20 protein-coding genes are annotated in these 19,078 nt (G+C 64.8%); 10 read left to right on the forward strand and 10 right to left on the reverse strand.

Annotation, left to right across the window (positions count from 1 at the left end):
• Positions 1-988 (forward strand): FAD-binding protein (locus U4Y88_RS11205; protein ID WP_321783909.1); only part of this gene is annotated, 988 nt, incomplete at its 5' end.
• A gap of 30 nt (positions 989-1,018) precedes the next feature.
• Complete coding sequence (locus U4Y88_RS11210) at positions 1,019-1,720, forward strand: succinate dehydrogenase iron-sulfur subunit (RefSeq protein WP_205997583.1); 702 nt, start codon at positions 1,019-1,021, stop codon at positions 1,718-1,720.
• 72 nt (positions 1,721-1,792) lie between these two features.
• Here U4Y88_RS11210 and U4Y88_RS11215 read toward each other — a convergent pair whose 3' ends face one another.
• A complete protein-coding gene (locus U4Y88_RS11215) occupies positions 1,793-2,359 on the reverse strand; it encodes a hypothetical protein (RefSeq protein WP_321783911.1) in 567 nt (188 codons plus the stop codon).
• Between the two features lie 247 nt (positions 2,360-2,606).
• On the opposite strand from U4Y88_RS11215, the gene U4Y88_RS11220 reads away from it, so the two are divergent.
• The 6 genes from U4Y88_RS11220 to U4Y88_RS11245 all read left to right on the forward strand — a co-directional run bounded on the left by U4Y88_RS11220 (position 2,607) and on the right by U4Y88_RS11245 (position 10,269).
• Complete coding sequence (locus U4Y88_RS11220) at positions 2,607-2,807, forward strand: lactate utilisation protein LutB domain-containing protein (RefSeq protein ID WP_321783913.1); 201 nt, start codon at positions 2,607-2,609, stop codon at positions 2,805-2,807.
• Between the two features lie 82 nt (positions 2,808-2,889).
• The gene (locus U4Y88_RS11225) at positions 2,890-5,079 is read left to right on the forward strand and encodes an FUSC family protein (protein WP_321783915.1); all 2,190 of its coding nucleotides are present in this window, start codon (positions 2,890-2,892) and stop codon (positions 5,077-5,079) included.
• A 388-nt stretch (positions 5,080-5,467) separates the two neighbouring features.
• Positions 5,468-6,568 carry a sugar ABC transporter substrate-binding protein gene (locus U4Y88_RS11230; protein WP_321783917.1) on the forward strand — a complete coding sequence of 367 codons (1,101 nt, stop codon included), beginning with the start codon at positions 5,468-5,470 and terminating at the stop codon, positions 6,566-6,568.
• Positions 6,565-8,247, forward strand: coding sequence for a sugar ABC transporter ATP-binding protein (locus U4Y88_RS11235; protein ID WP_321783919.1), 1,683 nt, complete (start codon positions 6,565-6,567; stop codon positions 8,245-8,247). Before U4Y88_RS11230 ends, U4Y88_RS11235 begins: the two co-directional genes overlap by 4 nt.
• Positions 8,244-9,317 carry an ABC transporter permease gene (locus U4Y88_RS11240; protein ID WP_321783921.1) on the forward strand — a complete coding sequence of 358 codons (1,074 nt, stop codon included), beginning with the start codon at positions 8,244-8,246 and terminating at the stop codon, positions 9,315-9,317. The genes U4Y88_RS11235 and U4Y88_RS11240 overlap by 4 nt, the downstream gene beginning before the upstream one ends.
• Positions 9,310-10,269, forward strand: a complete 960-nt coding sequence (locus U4Y88_RS11245; protein ID WP_321783923.1) for an ABC transporter permease — start codon at positions 9,310-9,312, stop codon at positions 10,267-10,269. Before U4Y88_RS11240 ends, U4Y88_RS11245 begins: the two co-directional genes overlap by 8 nt.
• Positions 10,270-10,278: 9 nt before the next feature.
• Here U4Y88_RS11245 and U4Y88_RS11250 read toward each other — a convergent pair whose 3' ends face one another.
• From U4Y88_RS11250 to U4Y88_RS11260, 3 genes are all read right to left on the reverse strand, one after another.
• Positions 10,279-10,866, reverse strand: coding sequence for an isochorismatase family cysteine hydrolase (locus tag U4Y88_RS11250; RefSeq protein ID WP_321783925.1), 588 nt, complete (start codon positions 10,864-10,866; stop codon positions 10,279-10,281).
• Positions 10,867-10,956: 90 nt separating this feature from the next.
• The gene (locus U4Y88_RS11255; RefSeq protein ID WP_224013273.1) at positions 10,957-12,039 is read right to left on the reverse strand and encodes a tartrate dehydrogenase; all 1,083 of its coding nucleotides are present in this window, start codon (positions 12,037-12,039) and stop codon (positions 10,957-10,959) included.
• Between the two features lie 8 nt (positions 12,040-12,047).
• The gene (locus U4Y88_RS11260) at positions 12,048-12,323 is read right to left on the reverse strand and encodes a hypothetical protein (RefSeq protein WP_321783927.1); all 276 of its coding nucleotides are present in this window, start codon (positions 12,321-12,323) and stop codon (positions 12,048-12,050) included.
• A 19-nt stretch (positions 12,324-12,342) separates the two neighbouring features.
• On the opposite strand from U4Y88_RS11260, the gene U4Y88_RS11265 reads away from it, so the two are divergent.
• On the forward strand, positions 12,343-13,722 hold the full coding sequence (locus U4Y88_RS11265) for an aspartate aminotransferase family protein (protein WP_321783929.1): 1,380 nt from the start codon (positions 12,343-12,345) through the stop codon (positions 13,720-13,722).
• A 100-nt stretch (positions 13,723-13,822) separates the two neighbouring features.
• Entirely contained in the window at positions 13,823-14,326 is a 504-nt protein-coding gene (locus tag U4Y88_RS11270; protein ID WP_224013275.1) for an Lrp/AsnC family transcriptional regulator, read from the forward strand.
• 12 nt (positions 14,327-14,338) lie between these two features.
• Here U4Y88_RS11270 and U4Y88_RS11275 read toward each other — a convergent pair whose 3' ends face one another.
• Genes U4Y88_RS11275 through U4Y88_RS11300 form a run of 6 tightly spaced genes read right to left on the reverse strand, consistent with a single transcriptional unit; the run spans position 14,339 to position 19,078 of the window.
• The gene (locus U4Y88_RS11275) at positions 14,339-14,770 is read right to left on the reverse strand and encodes an AraC family transcriptional regulator (protein ID WP_321783931.1); all 432 of its coding nucleotides are present in this window, start codon (positions 14,768-14,770) and stop codon (positions 14,339-14,341) included.
• Between the two features lie 23 nt (positions 14,771-14,793).
• Positions 14,794-15,975: an FAD-binding oxidoreductase gene (locus U4Y88_RS11280; protein WP_310633219.1), complete on the reverse strand. Its 1,182-nt coding sequence runs from the start codon at positions 15,973-15,975 to the stop codon at positions 14,794-14,796.
• Positions 15,972-17,348, reverse strand: coding sequence for an FAD/NAD(P)-binding oxidoreductase (locus U4Y88_RS11285; protein ID WP_321783933.1), 1,377 nt, complete (start codon positions 17,346-17,348; stop codon positions 15,972-15,974). Before U4Y88_RS11285 ends, U4Y88_RS11280 begins: the two co-directional genes overlap by 4 nt.
• The gene (locus U4Y88_RS11290) at positions 17,327-17,638 is read right to left on the reverse strand and encodes a (2Fe-2S)-binding protein (RefSeq protein ID WP_321783935.1); all 312 of its coding nucleotides are present in this window, start codon (positions 17,636-17,638) and stop codon (positions 17,327-17,329) included. The genes U4Y88_RS11285 and U4Y88_RS11290 overlap by 22 nt, the downstream gene beginning before the upstream one ends.
• Positions 17,635-18,411, reverse strand: coding sequence for an amino acid ABC transporter ATP-binding protein (locus tag U4Y88_RS11295; RefSeq protein ID WP_224013280.1), 777 nt, complete (start codon positions 18,409-18,411; stop codon positions 17,635-17,637). Before U4Y88_RS11295 ends, U4Y88_RS11290 begins: the two co-directional genes overlap by 4 nt.
• A 7-nt stretch (positions 18,412-18,418) precedes the next feature.
• Positions 18,419-19,078, reverse strand: coding sequence for an amino acid ABC transporter permease (locus U4Y88_RS11300; protein ID WP_224013281.1), 660 nt, complete (start codon positions 19,076-19,078; stop codon positions 18,419-18,421).

Raw genomic sequence — 19,078 nt, forward strand, 5'->3', positions numbered from 1 at the left:
CGGTGAAGGCGGCATTCTGCGGAACTCGAACGGCGAGCGTTTCATGGAACGTTACGCGCCGACGCTGAAGGATCTCGCGCCGCGTGACTTTGTTTCGCGTTCGATGGGACAAGAAATTATCGAAGGCCGCGGCGTGGGTCCGAAGCAGGATCACATTCTGCTCGACCTCTCGCATATTGGCGCGGATACGATCATGAAGCGTCTGCCTTCGATTCGCGAGATCGCCATTCGTTTTGCGAACGTCGATCCGATCAGGGAGCCGATTCCGGTCGTGCCCACCATCCATTATCAAATGGGTGGCATTCCCACCAACGTTCATGGCCAGGTCGTGGGCACGTCGAAGGGCTTCAAGGACCCGATCAACGGTTTCTACGCCGTGGGCGAATGTTCGTGCGTCTCGGTGCACGGCGCGAATCGTCTGGGCACGAATTCACTGCTCGATCTCGTGGTGTTCGGCCGTGCAGCGGGCAATCACATCATCAATCATGTGAAGGAAATTCGCAGCCACAAGCCGCTGCCCGCCGATGCGGCCGACTTCGCGCTCTCGCGTTTGAACAAGCTGGAAAAATCGACGTCGGGCGAACCGACTCAAAACGTGGCGCGTGACATCCGCTCGACCATGCAGAACCATGCGGGCGTGTTCCGCACCGAAAGACTCATGGCTGAAGGCGTGAAAATGATCGGCGACGTGGCGCAACGCGTCGGCGACCTGCATCTGAAAGACAAGTCGAAGGTGTTCAACACGGCGCGCGTGGAAGCGCTCGAAGTGGCGAACATGATCGAAGTGGCGCGCGCGACGATGGTCTCGGCGGAAGCGCGCAAGGAAAGCCGCGGCGCGCACGCGCCGAGCGAGCACAAGGAACGCGACGATCAAAACTGGCTGCGCCATACGCTGTGGTACAGCGAGGGCGACCGCCTCGACTACAAGCCGGTGCAGATGCAGCCGATGAGCGTCGCGTCCGTGCCGCCGAAGCCGCGTACGTTCTGATCGCGCACGCCTGTCACAAGGAACTGGAAAATGGCTAAACGCATTTTTGAAGTCTATCGCTACGATCCCGACAAGGACGCCGCGCCGCGCATGCAAACCTACGAGCTGGACCTCACGCACGAGCGCATGCTGCTCGACGCGCTGGTCAAGCTCAAGGAAGTGGACGAGACGCTGTCGTTCCGCCGCTCGTGCCGCGAAGGCGTCTGCGGTTCGGACGCCATGAACATCAATGGCAAGAACGGTCTCGCGTGTCTGACGAACCTGAACGATCTGCCGCAGAAAATCGTGCTGCGCCCGTTGCCGGGACTGCCGGTCGTGCGCGACATGATCGTCGACATGACGCACTTCTTTAATCAGTATCACTCGATCAAACCGTATCTGATCAACGATACGCCGCCGCCCGAAAAAGAGCGTCTGCAAACGCCCGATCAACGCGACGAACTCGACGGCGTGTACGAGTGCATTCTGTGCGCGAGCTGCTCGACGTCATGCCCGAGCTTCTGGTGGAACCCGGATAAATTCGTCGGCCCGGCGGGCTTGTTGCAGGCGTATCGTTTTATCGCGGACAGCCGCGACGAAGCGACTGGCGAACGTCTCGACAATCTCGAAGATCCGTATCGCCTGTTCCGCTGCCACACGATCATGAATTGCGTCGACGTGTGTCCGAAGGGTTTGAATCCGACCAAGGCGATCGGCAAAATCAAGGAATTGATGGTGCGCCGCGCGGTTTAACGAAGCGGTCCATCAAGCCAAACGCCCCGGCAAGTTGAAACTGCCGGGGCGTTTTTTATAGAGAAAGAAAACTCAATCAGCGATTTCGAAAACGGGAATTACCGATCGGTCGCCGTCCATCAAAAAGTTCAGCAAATGCGCGCACGACGATTCGTAACGATGCGCGGGCAGCGTCTGAAGCTGCCAGTCATGCAGGCTCAACACCGTTTTTAGCGCCTCGATTTCCGCGTCGTTCAAATGCCATGCGCCCTGATCTTCCGCGCGGCCGCTGCATCGGGTCAATGCGGCCTCGGCTTCCTGAAACACGTCGATCTCGCTGCTCTGCTCGCTGATGTCGCTCATCAAATACGTCAGGTAGACCGCGCGAAACAGAAACGTCACGTGCAGGCTCGCGCCGTGACGGCTGCGCAGCGCTTCGAGCGCGAGATGGTTTTGCAGCGACGTGGCCTGCACCATCGCAGCGGAAAGCGGCAACAGCTTGCTGCGGGTGACGCCCGGGCGACCGGCTTGGTTGAATTTGGCGTGACCCATGCGTTGACTCCGTAACTCTAAACTGATCTTTAACTGAGCCTGTATTGTAGAGAAACGGCCTTTTATCAATGCCATCGGGTTTTGAAAGGTGAATCTCAAATCGCTCAACGATCTTCGCGCGGATTGCGTACGCCACCAATTCATGAAATGACATCACATGCCGCGTTACGAATGTAATCCGCGTGCGGCCAGTCGATGGGCAATAGCGGTTGCGAAAAGCAGGCCGCCGCCACCGAAACTCTAGTCGAGTTCATTCACGACGTGCTTCAGGTGCACGAGTTTCCGTGGGCGTCGTTTCCCCGCAAGATCGGCGTGCACCATAGCTCCGGCACGCTGCGCACCGCCAGCATAGACGATGAAAGCCGCCGGTCAGGTGCTCGCGCATCCGAAGCGCTATCGCGCGGCCATCAAGGGCGCGGGCAAAGCGGTTGCGACATGGCCGCGCGCGGTGCTCTACAATCCGCTCAACGCCTGGGGCAAGCAGCGCGAGCTACCCGAAGCGCCGAAGCAGACCTTCCGCGACGGGTATCGGAAACACAACAAGAGGAACAAGTGATGAGTAGCCGCGACGCCATTCTTTCCCGTCTGCGCGAAGTCGGCCGCGCCGCGCGCCGCCAGCTAGTTCGACGAGGACGCGCATGATCTTTTCGATGGCCGGGCGCGCCGCGCTCCTGCGTTCCCTCTCGCATGGCCGCCACCGGCTGCCGTTTTCCGAATCGGTGCGCGGCGGTCTGATCTGCGCCGCGCCCGCCGTGCTCGCGGCGGCGTGGCACGCACCACTGCTGTGCTGGTCGGCGATCGCGGCCTTCTGGACCTGCCTCTGCGACGACTCCGGCACGCGGCCACGCGAGCGCATCGAACAAGGCTTGTTGTTCGCCGTGCTCGGCGCGCTCGCGGCGGGCTGCGCGATTGCGGCGGGCGCGGTGCCCGGCCTCGCCATCGTGCTCGCGGGCGTGAGCGCATGGCTCGGCGCGCTGGTGCGCTGCCGGGGCGCGCTGCCCGGCCTGCGCGGCCTGCTCGTGGCGACGGCCTTCGCGGTCTGCGCGGCCTTCCCGGTGCATGGCCTGCAAGACGCGCGCGATTACACGCTCTACTTCGTCGCAGGCGGCGTCTGGGCCACCGCCTGCAATCTCGCACTCTGGCAATACAGCGCCGATACGCGCGTGCGTTCCGCGACCTTCGCGTGGCTCTACGCGCTCGGCTCCTACGTCGGCAAACTCGCGCAAGCGCCCGACAGCCGCCACGGCGCCGCCGCGAGCCGCGCCGAACTGCGCACCACGCTCGACACGATGAGCGCCGCGATCTCCGCTGCGTCCGGCGCGGTCGCGCCCGCCTGCCGCCGCTGGCTCGCCGATGCCGAACAGGCAATGGCGCTGCTCGCGGGCATCGAAAGCCTGTTGCACAGCCGCCGCCGCGCGCCGCAAGCCGACGCCGAAGCGGCCACGCTCGAACTGATCCGCGCGGTGCTCGAACGCCTCGCGGAAGCCATCGACGCCTGCGCGGCCGACCTGCGCCGCGCCGCCAAACCGGACGCCGCCCTGACCGCCGAGCGTCTGCGCCCGTTCGCCGAGCACGCGGAATTCGCGCGCGAATCCGCCGATGCCGAAGCGCCGTCGATCGACGCCCGCGCGTGGCGCGAGTCGTTCATGACGCTGTGTGCGCGCCTCGCCACGCTGGCCGCCGACGCCGATCCCGACAGCGGAACGCGCAACGCCGCCCGCGCCGCCGATGCGGCCGCGTCACACGCGAGCCAGCCGTGGCGCGACGCGCTGCGCGCCGTGGTCGCGCAAGTCCGCACGCATGGCGTGTTCGCGCGCTACGCGGCACGCCTCGCGGTCGCGGCGATGATCGCCGTATCTCTCGCACGCTGGCGCAGCGGCGAGCAAGGCTACTGGCTCGCGCTGACGACCATGTTCATCGTGCAGCCCACGTTTTCGCAGACGGTGCGCGTGTCGAGCCTGCGCATCGGCGGCACCATGCTCGGCGCGGTGCTCGCTTCGGCGCTCGCGCTGGCGATCCACAGCCCGATCCTGCTCGCGCTGGCGATCCTGCCGCTCGCAACCGGCACGCTCGCGGCGCGCGCGGTCAGCTACGTCTCGTACATCCTGTTCCTCACCTCGCATTTCGTGCTGGTCGCGCATCTGGGCACGCCCGTGGGCGAGCCGTGGGATCTCGCGGTCTCGCGCGTGCTCAACAGTCTCGCGGGCGTGGCGGTGGGCGTCGCGGCGAGTTTTCTCGCGTGGCCCGAATGGGAGCAGCACAAGCTCGGCCCGGCCGCCGCGCACGCGCTCAAATGCGTGAGCGAGTATGTGCAGGCGGTGTTGCGCGGACACGCATCGGCAAGCGAGAGTGAAAGCGCGAACTCTGCCGATGCCGCGCAACGCGAAGCGCAAGCCGAACGCAATGCCCGCGATATCGCCGCGCTGCGCCGCCAGGCGTGCCTCGCCGTCGATGCGCTCGAATCGGTGATCTCGGCCACGCGGCTCGAATCGCTGAGTTCGAATCACCGCGCGGCGCATGCGAGCGTGCTGATGCTGCGGCTGCGCAAGCTCGTGGGCGTGGTGTCGCCGCTCGAAGGCGCCGATGCGGCGCTCGACCACGCGGACCGCGCGCGCCTCGCCGCGCTCGCGCAATCGGTGGGCGCGTTGCTGCGCGCCACGCGCGAACAGCGCGCCGGTTTGCGCGCGCAACTCCAGGCCGCCGACGACGCGGAACCGGCCACGCAGACGCGCTCGTTCTTCGCGCGCCATATCGAACATGAGGTGATCGACGGCGCGCTGGCCGTCTCGATGGTGGTGCCCGATGTGCTCGATGTGCTCGATGCTTGAGCGATACCTCAGCGCATCGAGCATGTCGATGCAGCGTTAAAGCGTGCCGCTCCAGCCCGTCGCGTTCATGATTTTCTCGACCATCACCGCGAACACATAACCCGCGCCGGCCGCTGGACTGCGGCCCCGAGCGGACCACCGTCGCCCGTTTACGGGAGCGCGGTTATGGGCGGGTTTCGGGTGGGTTTCGGGCGGCCAAGCGGCGGATGACACATGCAATCCGTGCGCCTGCCATCGCGGTTTAAACCGCTGCAAAAGCATTCCACGCCCGCGCAACTATCCTTAGCTCGATTCGATACTTCGCATCGCGGTCCGTGCCGCTTAGATTCGTAGCGCAACGCCTCCCCGCCCGCCCGGGCGGCCGCCAGAACAACGAATCGACGACGACATGAACCGCGAGACAACCCGACCCTTCGCCCTCAAACGCGCCGCCACGGCGTTCGCCCTCGCGCTCGGCGCGTTCGCCGCGACGACGGCGATCAGCCCCGCCGCGCTGGCGCAAGGCGAGGCCCAACCGAGTGCACAATCGAATGCACCGGCGAATGCGCTTTCAACCCCGCAAGCCAACGCCGACGTTCCGTCGCTCAAGGGCAAGCGCATCGGCATCACGGCGGCCGGGACCGATCACTACTGGGATTTGAAGGCGTATCAGGGTGCGATCGACGAAGTGAAGCGCCTCGGCGGCACGCCCATCGCGCTCGACGCGGGCCGCAACGACAACCGCCAGATCGCGCAGATCCAGACGCTGATCGCGCAAAAGCCCGACGCCATCATCGAGCAGCTCGGCACCGCGACCGTGCTGGAGCCGTGGTTGCAGAAAATCCGCCAGGCGGGCATCCCGCTGTTCACGATCGACACGGCCTCGCCGTCGAGCATCAACGACACCACCTCGGATAACTTCTTCATCGGCGAGCAACTGGCGCTCAAGCTCGTCAACGACATTCACGGCGAGGGCAATATCCTCGTGTTCAACGGTTTTTACGGCGTGCCCGTGTGCGCGATCCGCTACGACCAGTTGAAGGCCGTGCTCAAGTACTACCCGAAGGTGCATATCATTCAGCCCGAGTTGCGCGACGTGATTCCGAACACCGTGCAGAGTGCCTATGCACAGGTCAGCCAGTTGCTCGCCAAGTATCCGAAGGGGCAGATTGCGGCGATCTGGTCGGCGTGGGACGTGCCGCAAGTCGGCGCAACCCAGGCGGTCGACGCGGCGCATCGCAACGAGATCCGCACCTATGCCGTCGACGGCAGCCCGGACGTCGTCACGCTCGTGAAGGACCCGAAATCGAGCGCCGCCGCCGTGGTCGCGCAACAGCCCGCGCTGATCGGCAAGACCGCCGTGGACAACGTCGCGCGCTATCTGGCCGGCCAGCGCGATCTGCCGCCGTACACCTACGTGCCGTCGATTCTCGCGACCAAGGAAAACGCCGCCGAGGTGCAGAAGGCGCTCGGTCAAAGCGCGCAAACCGGCCAGCTCGCGGCGAAATGAGCACGCTCATCGACGACGCGCACGCGGAATCGCCGACGCCTCCAGCGACGTCTGCCGATACGCAAGAAGCGCAGGCCACCTCCGCGCCCGCGCTCGAACTGCGCGGGCTCGTCAAGCAGTATGGCGGCGTGCAGGCGCTGCGCGGCGCGTCGTTGAGCGCGGCGCGCGGCACCGTGCATGGGCTGATCGGCCAGAACGGCGCGGGCAAATCCACGCTCATCAAGATCCTCGCGGGACTGGAGCGCGCGGACGCAGGCGAGATTCACGTCGATGGCGTGAAGCTCGACGGCGGCGCGCCTGGCGAGATCGCGTTCATTCATCAGGAGCGTCTGCTTTCGCCGACGTTTACCGTGGCCGAAGCGCTGGCGCTCGGCGATGAAGCGACGGTGCCGCGTGGCGCGTTGCCAGGCTTCCGTGGATTGGGTGGCTTACGTGCATTACGTTCGCTGCTGCCGCTCGATCTGCGCCGCATGCGCCGCCGCGCGAGCGACGCGCTCGCCGCCCATTTCGATATCGCGCTGCCGCCCGATAAATTGATCGGCGAACTGAGCGTGGCGGAACAGCAGATCGTGCAGATCACGCGCGCGCTCATGCGTGCGCCGCGCATTCTCGTCTTCGACGAACCGACCGCCGCGCTCGTGAGCCGCGAAGTCGAACGCCTGTTGCAGATCATCGACCGACTGCGTGCGCGCGGGCTGACGATTCTGTACGTCTCGCACTATCTGAACGAAATCGCCTCGCTGTGCGACCGCGTGACGGTCTTGCGCGACGGCGTCGACGTGGCGCAGGTCGAGGCGCGCACGACGCCCGTCGAAACGCTCGTCGAAGCGATGATCGGCACGCCGCCCGCTGCACGCGCGCGACGCGCACCGAACACCTCACCGGAAACACAAGGCGCGGTGCTCGAAGCCCGCAATCTGCACGCGCCGGGCCGCTTCGGCCCGCTCTCGTTCACGCTGCGTCGCGGCGAGGTGCTGGGCGTGACCGGGCTGGTCGGCTCAGGCGGCAAGCCGCTCGTGCGCAGCCTGTTCGGCCTGGAGCGCGGCGTGCTCGGCGAATTGCGCGTGCACGGCAAGACTGTGCGCCTGCGCCGTCCCGCCGACGCCGTGCGCCGCGGCATCGCCTTCGTGCCCGAAGACCGCCGCCGCCAGGGCGTCGCGACCGCGCTGCCCGTGCGCGAGAATCTTTCGCTCGCGAGTCTCGCGCGCTTCAGCCGCTTCGGCCTCGTCGATACGCGCCGCGAGACGGCGGCCGCGCGTGCGCTCATCGACACGCTCGGCGTGCGCACGCCCGGCCCGCATGCGCCCGTGCGGCATCTCTCGGGCGGCAATCAGCAGAAGGTCGCGCTCGGCAAATGGCTGGGCCGCGCGCAAGGCGGCGGCATCTACATCCTCGACGAACCGACCGTGGGCGTCGACGTGGGCGCAAAAGCCGATATCTACCGCCTCATCGATCGGCTCGTGGCGCAAGGCGCATCGGTGCTGATCTTTTCGAGCGATCTGCATGAACTGCTCGACGTGACCGATCGCGTGCTCGTGCTCGCGCGCGGCGCGATCGTGCAGGACGTGGCATCGCACGACGCCAGCACGCAGGATCTGCTCGCGTGGGCGACGCTCGCGCGCGGCGGCGCGCACGCCGCGCCAAACGACGCCGCGCCAACCCAGGAGAACGCCGCATGACCGGCAAGGTGATCGAGCGCCTCGACGCGCTGCGCGACAACCACGACGAAGCCGAAATCGAAGCCGATATCGAAGCCGCCGCCCCGCTGCGCGGCCACGCTCCAGGCGCGCAATTCTGGCTGCGCGGCGGCGCGGTGTTCGCATTCGCACTGGTTTTCGCGGTATTCGCGCTGACGTCGCCGCTGTTTCTCTCGGTGGCGAATCTCGCCAACATCGTGCAGCAATCGGCGGTGGTCGGCGTGCTCGGACTCGGGCTCACGGCCGTGCTGATCGGCGGCGGCGCGGACCCGATCAAGGGCGGCCTCGACCTCTCCATCGCGGCGAACCTGGGCCTGTGCGCCGCCGTCTATGCCGTGACGCTGCGCGCGGGCGCAACAAGCGCGCAAGCCGTGGGCCTCACACTCGCGGCGGGCGTGGCCGTGGGCGCGCTCAACGCCTTCGCCGTGCTCGGCCTGCGCATTCTGCCGCTGCTCGCGACGCTCACGACGATGAATCTCTGCGCGGGCCTCGAACTCGTGCTCACGCAAAACACGTCGGTGCCCGCGTCCTCGCCGCTGCTCGGCTGGCTGATCGACGAAGGCGCGTTCGGCATTCCGCATCTGGCGACGGCGCTCGTCGCGGTCGCGGCGCTGTTCACGCTCGTGGTCCACTACACGCCGTTCGGGCTGCGACTGCGCGCGAGCGGCGAACACGCGCAGGCCGCGCGCGCGGCGGGCCTGAACGTGCGCGCCTACGTGGCCGCGAGCTATCTGCTCGGCGGCCTCGCGGCGGGGATTGCCGCGCTCGCCTCGTCGGCGCTCTTGAGCGGCAGCTCGCCTGGCGCGGGCGAAAACCTGCTGGCCGTGGTGGCATCCGCGCTGCTCGGCGTGGTGTTTTCGCGCCGCATGGTGCCGACGATGCCCGGCACGCTGCTCGCGGTGCTGTTCATCGGCGTGGTCAGCAACGGCTTTCAGCTCGACAACGTCTCCAGCTACTGGGTCAACGGCGTGGAAGGCGCGCTGATCCTGTTCGTGGTCGCCACGACGGCGCTGCTGCGCCGCCGTCATCTCGGAACCCATGCTCATGACTGACTGGATCGCGCGCGTTCAGCGCTTTTCGCTGCCGGGCGCGCTGGTCGCCGTCAGCGTGTTTTTCGCCGTGTGCTCGCCGGGCTTCGCACGTCCCGCCAATCTTGCGGACGTACTCCTGAATAATTTCGCACTGCTGGCGATTGCCTCGCTCGGCATGACGCTCGCGCTTTCGATTGGCGCGGTCGATCTCTCGCTCGGCACCGCCGTCGACGTGGGCAGCCTCGTGTTCGTGCTGCTCAGCGCGCATCACGTGGGCGTGCCGCTGGCCGCGTTCGCGGGACTCGGCGCGGCCTTGCTGGTCGGCGCATTCAACGGCGTGCTGGTGGCAGGACTCGGCATCGCGCCGTTTCTCGCGACGCTCGGCACGCTGTTCATCGGCCAGACCTTGCAGCAACTGGCAACCGACGGCGGGCAGCCCATCTATCTGCTCGGCATGAGCCTGCCGCCGCTGTTCGGCGCGCTCGCGCACGGCACGTTCGCGGACGTGCCGGTGCCCTTGTGGATCGTCGCGGCGCTCGCGCTGGCCGTGCACGTTGCGCTCGCGCATTCGGTGTTCGGACGCTACAGCGCCGCGCTCGGCTCGCAGCCCGGCGTCGCGCGTTATTCGGGCTTGCCGGTCGGCGCCGTGGTGGTCGCGACCTTCGTCGCGGGCGCGCTGATCTACGGCGTGGTCGGCCTGCTGCTCTCGTCGATGGTGAAAGCCTACGTGCCGCAAGCGGGCAACGGCTATCTGCTCAACGCGATTGGCGCGACGTTCATCGGCACCACGCTCTCTCGCGCGCGACGGCCCAACGTGCCGGGCACGCTGCTGGGCGTGCTGCTGCTGAGTCTCGTCGCGAATGGCTTATTGCTGATCGGCTGGAACTTCTACTGGCAGCAGGTCGCCACCGGCGTGCTGATTTTCGCGGTGCTCGCGCTGAGTTTCGCCTCGCGGCGCGCGGAATTCGCGTGATGCCGTTGCTTACGCGAGCAGGCGCAGCGCTTCGTCGAGTGACAGCACGGTGCTGCGCGTCTCGAATGCCGTGGCAAACAGATGCTCGTGCACGACCTCATCCGGGTCGTAGCAACAGTCCTTGACTGTATAAAGGCGGAAATCCGCATCGCTCGCGTGGGAAAGCGACGAGAGCACCACGCCCGTCGATGCAATCCCCACCATGATCAGCGAGTCCACGCCGTGCGCCGCGAGCCGCGCCTGCAAATCGGTGCCGGTGAACACACTCGCGCGATGCGCGGCGATCAGCGGTTCGTCGGGCCGTTGCGCCAATTCCGGCGCGGTCTGGTCGTCGATAAACAAACCCAGACTTTTAATGCCCTGCCCGTTCTTGTTCAACGCGCTGACTTCCTGATAATCCGCACTGAAACGCAGATTGGCGAACATCACGCGCACGCCTTTCGCGCGCGCCGCATCGCATAACGCGCGCGTATTCGCGAGCAAACCCGGCGCGACCGCCGGAAAGAGCCCGAGAATATCGGTTTGATAATGCATGACGAGCAGCGCGGTACGCGCGGGCTCGAAGGCGGCAAACGGTGAATTCGCGTGAGCGCTCATGACGTCTCCGTGAGGAATCGGACTGCCACACGGTAACGCGGCTGTCCGATCCCATCAAGCGCTGCCATCGAGCGCCAGGCGCGCCTGCGCTTATTGCAACGCAGCAAGCACCGCCGCGCCCACGTCCGCCGTCTTCGACGTGCCGCCCATATCGGGCGTGCGCGGACCTTCCACGAGCACCTTCTCGATCGCCTGCATGATGGCGTCGTGCGCGGCCTTGAACTGGGCGTCGCCGTTGCCGAGGAAGTCGAGCATCATCGCGCCCGACCAGATCATCGCGACCGGATTCGCAATCTGCTTGCCGAAAATATCGGGCGCGGAACCGTGCACCGGTTCGAACAGCGACGGAAACTTGCGCTCGGGATTCAGATTCGCCGATGCCGCGAGGCCGATCGTACCCGTGCAGGCAGGACCGAGATCGGAAAGAATATCGCCGAACAGATTCGAGGCCACCACCACGTCGAAACGATCGGGCTGCAACACGAAACGCGCGCACAGAATGTCGATGTGCTGCTTGTCCCATTGCACTTGCGGATACTGCTGCGCCATCTCCGCAACGCGTTCGTCCCAATACGGCATGCTGATCGAAATGCCATTCGATTTGGTGGCCGCCGTGAGTTTCTTGCGGCCGCGCTGATTCGCGAGTTCGAATGCGTATTTGAGAATGCGATCCACGCCATGACGCGTGAACACCGATTCCTGCAACACGAATTCGCGCTCGGTGCCTTCGAACATCTTGCCGCCCACCGAGCTATATTCGCCTTCGGTGTTTTCGCGCACGACGAAGAAGTCGATGTCGCCGGGCTTGCGGTTCGCGAGCGGACACGGCACGCCCGGCAGCAGACGCACGGGACGCAGATTCACATACTGGTCGAATTCGCGGCGGAATTTGAGCAGCGAACCCCACAGCGAAATATGGTCGGGCACCTTGTCGGGCCAACCCACCGCGCCGAAGTAAATCGCATCGAAGCCCTTGAGCGTGGCGAACCAGTCGTCGGGCATCATCTTGCCGTGCTGCAGGTAGTAGTCGCAGCTGGCCCAGTCGAAATGCGTGAATTCGATCGAGAGGCCGAATTGCTTCGCGGCCGCTTCCACCACGCGCACGCCCTCGGGCATCACTTCCTGGCCAATACCGTCGCCGGCAATGGCCGCGATCCTGTATGTCTTGCTCATTGTGTCGGTTACCTGTTCGTGTGTGAAGAATTCATTGGGCCGGAATCGCGAGTGTTCATCCGGCCACGCCACAAAACCGCATCGAATATCGCCGCATTGTAGACGCGAAACGGCGAACAGCGAAGCGCTTCGAAGCACGCGGCATGCGCTGTCAAAGCCCCGGCATAAAATGCCGAATGGCCCGCAAAAAGAGCATGGCGCTGCTGTTTGCGCCGTTTTTTCCCTGCGCGGCGAAGCGCGCGCGGCGCTACCATCGAGCGGTCTTCACTGTCATTCACCGCCATTCAACGGGGCCGTCACGCCATGTCCAACTCGCCGCTCATCGAAGCCGACCGTAAGCATCTGATTCATCCTGTCATCAATTACCGCGCGCACGAAGCGCGTGGGACGACCGTGCTCGAATCGGGTCACGGCGCGTATCTGCGCGATATCGACGGCAATGAATTGCTCGATGCGTTTTCCGGTCTCTGGTGCGTGAACGTCGGTTACGGCCAGCAGAGCATCGTCGAAGCCGCCACGCGCCAGATGACGCGTCTGCCCTACGCGACCACGTATTTTCATTTTTCGTCGGAACCGGCAATCGAACTCGCGCAGAAGCTCGTCGAACTGACGCCTGCTTCGCTTCAGCATGTGTATTTCACGCTCGGCGGCTCCGATGCGGTCGATTCGGCCATCCGCTTCATCACGCATTATTTCAATGCCACGGGCCGCCCGTCGAAGAAGCAGATGATCGCGCTGGAACGCGGTTATCACGGTTCGTCGTCGGTGGGCGCGGGTCTCACGGCACTGCCCGCATTCCATCGCAACTTCGATCTGCCGCTGCCGAACCAGCATCATCTGCCCTCGCCCTATGCGTATCGCCGCGAGGACGGCGCCGACGACGCCGCGCTGATCGCCGCCTCGGTCGCATCGCTCGAAGCGAAGGTCGCGCAACTCGGCGCGGACAATGTGGCCGCGTTCTTCTGCGAGCCGATTCAAGGCTCGGGCGGCGTGATCGTGCCGCCGCGCGGCTGGCTCAAGGCGATGCGCGATGCGTGCCGCCGTCTCGACATTCTGTTCGTGGCCGACGAAGTCATTACGGGCTTCGGCCGCACCGGCCCGCTGTTCGCCTGCGAAGCCGAAGACGTCGAACCCGACCTGATGACGGTCGCAAAGGGCCTCACCTCGGGTTATGCGCCGATGGGCGCGGTGCTCATGTCCGACGCCGTTTATCAGGGCATCGCCGGCGACAAGAACGACACGGCGATCGTGGGCCACGGCCAAACCTATTCCGCGCATCCGGTGAGCGCCGCCATCGGCCTCGAAGTGCTGCGCCTCTATCACGAAGGCGGTCTGCTCGCGAACGCACAAACGCTCGCGCCGCGTTTCGCCGCCGGGCTCGACGGCCTGCTCGATCATCCGCTCGTGGGCGATTCGCGTCATCGCGGGCTGCTCGGCGCGCTCGAACTCGTCGCAAACAAATCGACGCGCGCGCGTTTCGATGCGTCGCTGAAGCTCTCCGATCGTATCGCGGCGGCGGCTTATCGTCATCGTCTGGTGTTCCGCGCATTCGGGGACAACATTCTCGGCTTCGCGCCCGCGCTCTGCTATGGCGAAGCCGAATTCGAGCAGTTGTTCACGCGCCTGAAGCACACGCTCGACGACGTGCTCGAAGACCGCGACGTGCGCGCCGCCCTTTCCTGAAACTCGCACGCTTTTAAAAAAGCGCGCGTGCTAACATCGCTTAGCTTCCTGCCGCGAGATTCGCCCTGGATCTCACGGCTTTTTTATGGGCGAAACGATCATGATGCTTCACGGCGACAGCAAACTCGACCGCATCGACTTGCGCATTCTTTCGCAATTGCAAAAGAAGGGGCGCATGACGAACGTCGAGCTGGCCGAAGCCGTCGGGCTCTCGCCGAGTCCGTGTCTCACGCGCGTGAAAAGGCTGGAAAAAGCGGGGTATATCGCCGGTTATGGCGCGCAGATCCAGATCGAGAAACTCGGCGACGTGCAGATCGTCTTTACCGAAGTCACGCTGGCCGACCATCGGCGCGAGGACTTTGCGAAATTCGAGGCGGCGATTCGCCCCGTCGATGAAATCGTCGAATGCCATCTCGCAAGCGGCGGCTACGACTATTTGCTCAAATTCGTCACGCGCAGCGTGCACCATTACCAGAGCGTGATCGAGGGCCTGCTCGAACGCGATATTGGTATCGAGCGCTATTTCAGCTACGTAATCATGCGCACGCCGTTCGTGAAGAACGGCTGGCCGCTCGAAGCGCTGTTTAATTCAAAAGCGGATTGATATTCGTACGATTCACGCGTTCGGACTAAACGGCGCGCCCGCGTTGAGCCATTCCATCGGCGTGCGTCCGAGCACGCGCTTGAAATGGCGGCACAAATGGCTTTGATCGAAGAAGCCCACTTCGGCGGCCACCAGCGAAGGCGACACGCCACGGCGCAGCAAACGCTGCGCGTGGCGCACGCGCACGATGCGCACGTATTGCTGCGGCGAGACGCCCATTTCGCCGCTAAAACGCGCCGCGAAACGCGAAACGCTCAATCCCGCCACGTCCGCAAGTTCGGTCAAACTGATCGGCTCGGCGAAACAGGTGTCGATGAAATCGAGCGCGCGTTGGACGGCGCGCGTCGTTTCCGTGGCGGGTGCGTCCGCTGAACAATCCGCGGAGCGCGTTTCGCCGCTGCGCCGCGAAATAAGCGCGGTCTGCAAAGTCGATGCAATCAACATGGCATGCCTGCGTATCCGTTGAATCAGGTCGCAGGAACCGATTGCGGCGCAGCCTGTGGCCCGCCCTCGGGAGGCTGAAACGCGGCGAAGCGGCGAATATCGAACGGCTCGATTGGCGTGGTGGTCGCGCCCGTGTCGATCAGTTCGGCCATCGTGTCGCCCACGCCCGGCCCGAGTTGAAAGCCGTGGCCGCAGAAACCGAATGCGTAGAACAGGCCACTCGTGGTGCCGCTCGCGCCCATGATCGGACGGTCGTCGGGCATATAGCCTTCCACGCCGCTCCAGACGCGAATGATATTGAGCCGCTTGAGCGCGGGCGCCACGCGCTGCGCCTGACGAAATTGCAGCAAGGTGCTTTGCGGCAGCACTTTCGCGCGACGCGCATCGAGAAACGCGGGGCCGCGCGCGCAGCCGCCAATCACGATATTGCCGCGCGCGACCTGGCGGAAATACACGACCTCGGCGATCTGCGGCGACGACACGCCCACGGCCGGCGCGATGCTATACGGCACCGGCTCGGTCACGGCCATTTGCGGACCGTGCACGGCAATCGGCACCGGCTCGCCGAATTGCTCGCTCAGCGTGCTGCCCCACGCGCCCGCCGTAATCAGCAACACGGGCGCATGAAACGTGCGGCCGTCGGCACTGGTGGCGCGAAATTCGTTGCCCTCTTTTTCGACCGAGACGATATCGGTATTTTCAAAAATTTGCGCACCGAGTTTCGCGGCGGCACGTCCGAATGCGGGCGCGGCAAGACGCGGATTCGCATGGCCGTCGATCGGCGCATACGAACCGGCCAGCACTTCAGGGCCGATAAACGGAAAGCGCTTGCGCAAAGCATCGCCGTGCAGCATTTCCAGATCGAGGTTGTAATGTTTCGCGTCGCGCGCGTAGGTCTCGAACATGTCGGCCTGCTCCGAGCGATAGCAGACGCGCAAATGCCCCGACATCAGAAACTCCGCATCGTGACCGATCAATTCGGGCATGCGCAGCCAGATTTCGCGCGAGCGATTCGCGAGCGGCAATTGCGCGAGCAAACGCCCTTGACGGCGCACGTTGCCGAAATTGGTGCCGCTCGCCTGCTGGCCGATCAACTGGCGTTCGAGCAGAATCACCGACTTGCCGCGGCGACGCAGGAAAAACGCGGTGGCGGCGCCCATGAAGCCGCCTCCCACGATCAATACATCGGCTTGCGCGCGCTTCACTCGGTATCCTCCACAGTCGCGATCGCCAGCGGCTTCACGGGCGCCTGCCCGCGCAAGCGACCGACTTGCTCGAGCGGCACGCGCGCGGCGTCCGCGATGATTTCCGCCGCCGCATGGCCGCAATAACGGCCCTGGCAACGGCCCATGCCCACACGGCTCAGCGCCTTCGCGCGGTTCGCTTCCTGCGCGCCCTCGTCGCGGATCACGCGGCGCAATTCGCCCGCCGTGATGCCTTCGCAGCGGCACACAATGGTTTCGTCGGGCAGCTTCGCCGCCTGCTGCGCGGGCCACACGAAGGCTTGCGCCAGCCCTTCGCGAAAGCGGTCCATGCGGCGTTGCTCGCGCTTGAGCGCATCGAGCGCGCTGGCTTGCGCGCCGCGGCCCAGATCGATCAGCGCGGCATGCGCGGCGAGACGCCCCGCGTTTTCCGCGCCGTCCGCGCCCAGCACGCGCACGCCGTCGCCCGCGAGATACACGCCGGGTTCACTGCTGCGTCCGAGTTCGTCGATTTGCGGCAGCCATTGGCGCGTGAGCGTATCGAAGCGGAACGCACAGCGCGCGAGATCGGCGAGCTGCGTTTCGGGGCGCAGGTGATAGCCCATGCCGATGGCGTCGCAATCGATCTGTTCGATCTTGCCGCTCGCAGTGAGAAAGCGCACGGCGCTCACGCCTTCATTCGGTGTCCCGATGATTTCAACCGGCTCGATGCCGTTGTGAATCTGCACGCCCGCGCGCTTGAGCGACGCCACGAGCGCGCTGCCCTTGCGCAAGACATCGAAGCGCGCGAGCAGCTTCGGCAAGGCGCGAATGCGTGCGCTCGCCGCCGACGTATCGAGCACGGCGGCCACCTTCGCACCCGCCTGCACATACTGGCTCGCAACCAGATACAGCAGCGGCCCCGTGCCCATGAACACCACGCGCTGCCCGATCGAACAGGCCTGCGATTTCAGCGCAATCTGCGCCGCACCGAGGCTATAGGTGCCCGCGAACTGCCAGCCCTTCACGGGCATCAGACGATCGGTGGCGCCCGGACACAGAATCAGCGCATCGTAATCGAGCGCGCTCGCATGGCCGTCGCGCACGATATGCAGTTTGCGGTCCCAGATATTCCACGCGAGCGTTTGCGGACGGTAATCGATCTGCGGGCGCAAACGCGCAAAAGTCTCGTGCAGATCCTGCGCACGCAGCGCCTCCGTGCCGTAGAGCTTCGCATACGGCCGCGTAAAGCCTTCAGGTTGACGCCGATAAATCTGCCCGCCGTCGCGGCGGCCTTCGTCGATCAGCGTGGGGCGAATGCCCGCGGCCAGCAGCGTCTGCGCGCAGCGCACGCCCGCAGGGCCCGCGCCGACGATCACAATGCGAGGTTCGCCCATTGCGCCTCCGGTTGAGTGGTCACGAGACGCATGCCCGCCTCGACGACGGTCGTGCAGGCGCGCAGACGTTCGCCCGCATCGGTCCAGACCCAGCAGTCCTGGCACGCGCCCATCAGGCAATAACCGGCGCGCTTCTCTTCGCCGAATTCCGACTGGCGCACGTGGCGCACGCTGCACAGCATGGCCGTGAGCAGCGTGTCGCCTTCGAGCGCTTCCACGTTGTTTCCGTCGATCACGATCGACACCTTGGCGCGCGCGGTTTCGCCGAGCCGCACGAATCGTCCGTTCATGCCGCCGCTCCCGCCGCGCCTTCGGGCGCGCTCTGCGCTTCGCCGCGATTGCCCAGCACGTGGCGCAGGAATTCGCGCGTGCGGGCTTCGCGCGGCGCGCACAACACCTGCTGCGCGCTGCCTTGTTCGATGATATGGCCGCCGTGCAGGAAGCACACGCGGTCCGCGACTTCGCGCGCAAAACCCATTTCGTGCGTGACGACCAGCATCGTCATGCCTTCCTTCGCGAGCGTGCGCATCACGTTGAGCACCTCGCCGACGAGTTCGGGATCGAGCGCCGAAGTCGGCTCGTCGAACAGAATCGCCTTCGGCTTCATCGCGAGCGAACGCGCAATCGCCACGCGCTGCTGCTGACCGCCCGAAAGCTGATGCGGATAATAGTGAAGCTTGTGGCCCAGCCCAACCTTGTTGAGCAATTCCTCGGCGTCGCGCTTCGCCACGTGCAGCGGTTCTTTCTTCACATGCACCGGCCCTTCCATCACGTTTTCGAGCGCGGTGCGATGCGGAAACAGATTGAAGCGCTGAAACACCATGCCCACTTGCGTGCGCAGATGATTGATATGACGCGAGCGCTGTTCGACACGCTGATCGAGCAATTTAATCTCGCCCGCGTCATACGATTCGAGCGCGTTGATACAGCGCAGCAGCGTCGATTTGCCGGAGCCGGACGCGCCGATCAGGCACACCACTTCGCCCTGTTCGATCTTCAGCGAAATGCCGTTGAGCACGGGCGTGGCGCCGAAGCTCTTGTGGACATCGGTAATTTCGATCATCGCAACCTCACTTCTTCGCCTTGTGCTTGCCGAAACGGCGCTCGAGATGCCGCGTCATGCTCATGAGCGGCAGGCTCATCAGCAGATAACCGATCGCCACGAGCGTATAGACGGTGATGTTCTGGAACGTCGATGCCGCGATCAACTGGCCTTGCCGCGTCATTTCCGCCACCGTGATGGTGGACGCGAGCGACGAGTCCTTGAGCATCATCACCAGCGTATTGCTGTACGGCGGCAGCGCGACCTTCACCGCTTGCGGCAGGATCACGCGCACCATCGTTTTCACGCGACCCATGCCGAGCGATTGCGCCGCTTCATACTGGCCCGGATCGACGGCCTCGATACCCGAGCGGATGATCTCCGCCACGTAGGTCGAATAACCGAAACTCAAGCCGATAATGCTCGCCTGCAATGCCGAGACTTCAATATGAAAGTCCGGCAAGACGAAATAAATATAGAACAGCAGGACGATCATCGGCAGGCCGCGCACCACGTTGATCATCGCGCTCACGGCCGTCACCACCGCCGGATAGCGCGACATCTTGAGCAGCGCCCACACGAGACCCAGCGCGGTGCTCAGCAGCAGGCAGCCAATCGTGATGATGATGCTCATCACCGCGCCTTGCAGCAGGATCGGGACAAAATCGACTATGTCGTTCCAACGCAT

Source organism: Paraburkholderia sp. J94, assembly GCF_905220285.1.
GTDB lineage: Bacteria > Pseudomonadota > Gammaproteobacteria > Burkholderiales > Burkholderiaceae > Paraburkholderia > Paraburkholderia tropica_A.